The 3,240-nt window shown below is 71.1% G+C and carries 5 protein-coding genes; all 5 read left to right on the top strand.

Going from position 1 to position 3,240, the window contains the following annotated elements; all coding sequences use genetic code 11:
• Window positions 1–473 (top strand): HAD family hydrolase (locus GJ631_RS18250; protein ID WP_156710514.1); only part of this gene is annotated, 473 nt, incomplete at its 5' end.
• Entirely contained in the window at window positions 470–1,387 is a 918-nt protein-coding gene (locus GJ631_RS18245; RefSeq protein WP_370518740.1) for a CobD/CbiB family cobalamin biosynthesis protein, read from the top strand. The genes GJ631_RS18250 and GJ631_RS18245, both read left to right, overlap by 4 nt.
• A complete protein-coding gene (cobS, locus tag GJ631_RS18240; RefSeq protein WP_370518739.1) occupies window positions 1,378–2,136 on the top strand; it encodes an adenosylcobinamide-GDP ribazoletransferase in 759 nt (252 codons plus the stop codon). The genes GJ631_RS18245 and cobS overlap by 10 nt, the downstream gene beginning before the upstream one ends.
• Window positions 2,136–2,681, top strand: a complete 546-nt coding sequence (locus tag GJ631_RS18235; RefSeq protein WP_156710515.1) for an NTP transferase domain-containing protein — start codon at window positions 2,136–2,138, stop codon at window positions 2,679–2,681. The genes cobS and GJ631_RS18235 overlap by 1 nt, the downstream gene beginning before the upstream one ends.
• On the top strand, window positions 2,671–3,240 hold a 570-nt coding region (locus GJ631_RS18230), incomplete at its 3' end, for an aminotransferase class I/II-fold pyridoxal phosphate-dependent enzyme (protein ID WP_370518738.1). The genes GJ631_RS18235 and GJ631_RS18230, both read left to right, overlap by 11 nt.

The following is a 3,240-nucleotide window of genomic DNA, read 5'->3' as shown; positions in this document are numbered from 1 at the left end:
CCCCCGACGGCGCGGAGGTGCCGCTGCCGGCACACGTCTCGGCGGCGCTTGCCTCCCGCGGCGTCGACGCGCCGAACAACGCCGCCAGGCGGTCGGTCGTCGCCGCCTTCGACCCCGACGTGACGCGACGCGATGGCGCTCGCGAGGCCATCGCCGCCGCCCGCGAACTCGGCCCGGTCGGCGTCTGCTCGAACTGCAGCGTCCCGGAGTTGGCCCGTCGGACCCTGATTCGTGCGGACCTCCACGAGGCCTTCGACGTCGTCGTCACGAGCGTCGGTTGTGGCTGGCGAAAGCCCGACCCACGAGCCTTCGAGACGGTCGCCCGCCGCCTCGATTGTGCGGTCGAGGACCTCGTCCACGTCGGCGACGACCCCGCGACCGACGGCGGCATCGGAGAGGTCGGCGGCCGGTTCGTGAACGTCGGCGAGGTGCCGCTTTCGGACCTCGAATCGCGACTGGAGGACCGACAGTGACCGACGTACCCCTCGGCATCACCGTCGCCGTCCTGCTGGCGGCCGGACTGGATTGGACGCTCCGGGAACCGCCCGCCGACTACCACCCGGTGACGCTGTTCGGCCACCTCGTCGATGCGGTCGACGACGAGTACCGCCGGCCGAAACTAGCCGGTCTCGCCGTCGCCGCTATCCTTCCGGTTGCCGCCGCCGTGGCCGTCTATGCGGCCCTATGGGCGACGACGATGCTTCCGGGCGTCGTCACTGCGGTCCTCGCCGGCCTCGTCCTGTGGTCGACATCGAGTCTCCGATTGCTCCTCGATGCCGCCGAGCAAGCCATCGATGAAAGCGACGCTGACACCGAGGCCGCCCGCGAGGCGCTGCTCGCGTTGGTCGGCCGGGACACCGCCGGCCTCTCGCCGGAACTCCTCCGGAGTGCGGCCGTCGAAAGCGCCGCGGAGAACTTCTCCGACGGCTTTCTCGCGCCGATTCTGGCGTTCACGCTGTTTGCGCTCGTCTCGCTGCCCGCCGCCGCGGCCGCCGCAACCTACGTCAAATCCGTCAACACGCTGGATTCGATGCTCGGCTACCCCGGCGCGTTCGGTTGGGCCAGCGCCCGCCTCGACGATTTCGTGATGTTCGTCCCCGCCCGGCTCAGTTCGGTCGTCCTCGGCCTGGCTGCAGGCGACCCCGACGCCCCGGGACGGGCCCGCCGGTACGCCTCGGTTCCGGAGTCGCCGAACGCCGGGTGGCCGATGGGGGCGGTCGCTGCCGCCCACAACCTCCGACTGGAGAAACCAGGAACGTACGTCCTCAACGAGGTGGCGAATTTCCCGACGGTCGCCGAGGGACACGACGCCATCCGGACGGTCACGAGAGCCGGCATCGCAATCTACGTGGTCGTCGCGCTCTTCGGGGTGATACTGTGGCTCTGAGCGACCTCCCCGGTGCCGTTCGCGGCGGCCTCGCCTTCTGCACCCGACTCCCGCTTTCGGGGTCCGAACGCGACTGGCTACGGTTCCAGGAGATTCCCGCAGCCTTCCCCGCGGTCGGCTACCTCCTCGGCCTGTTGCTGGCGGTTCCCTTCGCCGTCCTCGATGGCCCGGCGGCCGCAGTCGCCGCCGTCTACCTCCTGTTCGTCTACCTCCTGACGGGTGTCAACCACCTCGACGGCGTCGCCGATTTGGGCGATGCTGCCGCGATACACGACGGCGACGACCGCCGCGAGGCGCTGAAGGACACGACCACGGGCGTCGGCGCGGTCGGGGCAGTCGCCGTCGTCGTCGCCACCCTCGGACTCGGCGCCGTGAGCGTGGCGAGCCTGCCGGTCGGCGCCGTCTTTCTCGTTACGCTCGTCGTCGCCGCTGAGGTGAGCGCGAAACTCGCGATGGCGACCGTCGCCTGTCTCGGTACCGCCGCCCACGAGGGGCTTGGCTCGCAGTTCACGCGCAACGCCGACCCCGCGCTGTTGCTCGGGCCGGCCGTCGTCTCGGTTCCCGCCGCGCTCTTCGGCGGCGTCCCGACCGTCCTCGCCGTCGCCGCCGGACCGCTCGTCGCCTACGGCCTCGTTCGGTGGGCCGAGGCCGCGCTGGGCGGCGTCAACGGCGACGTGTTCGGTGCGGCCAACGAACTCGCCCGGGTCGCCGCGCTCCTCGTGGGGGTGATAGCGTGGACGCAGTTCTGATGTGCGGCGGCCGCGGGACCCGCCTCGACCGCGGCGAGAAACCCCTGTTCGAAGTCGCCGGCGAACCGATGGTCGACCGCGTTCTCGACGCCCTCGCGGAGAGCCGAATCGACACCGTCCACGCCGTCACCTCCCCGCACGTCCCCGAGACGACCGCCCACCTCGGGGGTCGCGTCCACCTGATAGAGGCCCCCGGCGACGGGTACGTCGAGGACCTCGGCGCGGCGCTGGAAACCGTCGAGAAGCCGGCCCTCACCGTCGTCGCCGACCTCCCGCTTCTGGCCGGCGAGGTTGTCGACCGCACGCTTGCAGCCTACGACGCCGGGTCGCTGACCGTCTGTGTCCCGACCCACCTGAAGGAGGCCCTCGGCGTCAGCGCCGAGACGACCCGCTCCCACGGTGGCCGTGAGTGTTCCCCAACCGGCCTGAACGTCGTCGGCGACGGCGACGAAACCATCCACCTCAGCTACGACGCCCGCCTCGCGGTCAACGTCAACCGCCCCGGCGATGCGGAGGTCGCGGAGGTGTTAGCACGTGGACCCTGACAGCGTCGCCGACGCCGAGCGAGTCCCCCACGGCTCCAGCGACGACCCCGACGTGTTGGATTTGAGCGCGAACATCAACCCGCGCGTCCCCGACGGCACGCGCGCCGTCTACGAGGACGCCTTCGAGTCGGCCCGATCGTATCCGAACGACGACTACCCGGAGTTCCGGGCGGCCGCCGCCGACTACGTCGGCTGTTCGCCCGAATCGGTCGTCCCGACCGCCGGCGGACTGGCCGCCATCCGCCTCGCAATCGGCGTCACCGTCTCTCCCGGCGAGGACGTACTCGTCCCGTACCCCTCCTTCGGCGAGTACGCCCGCGAGGTCGAGTTGGCCGGCGGCCGCCCCGAGTTCGTCGCCCACGACGAACTGCTCGAGTGTGACCCCTCGGAGTACGCGATGGCAATCGTCTGTACGCCGAACAACCCCACGGGCGACCTCTACGCCGAGGACGCACTCGCTGAGTTCGCCGACCGCTGTGCGGCGGCCGGCACCGTCCTGTTGGCCGACGAGGCGTTTCTCGGCTTCACCGACCGCGACTCGCTGGCCGGCCGCGAGGGG

Origin of the sequence: Natronomonas sp. CBA1123 (assembly GCF_009741925.1) — an archaeon.
Lineage (GTDB): Archaea > Halobacteriota > Halobacteria > Halobacteriales > Haloarculaceae > Natronomonas.
This window is presented reverse-complemented; position numbering and strand designations above follow the sequence as displayed.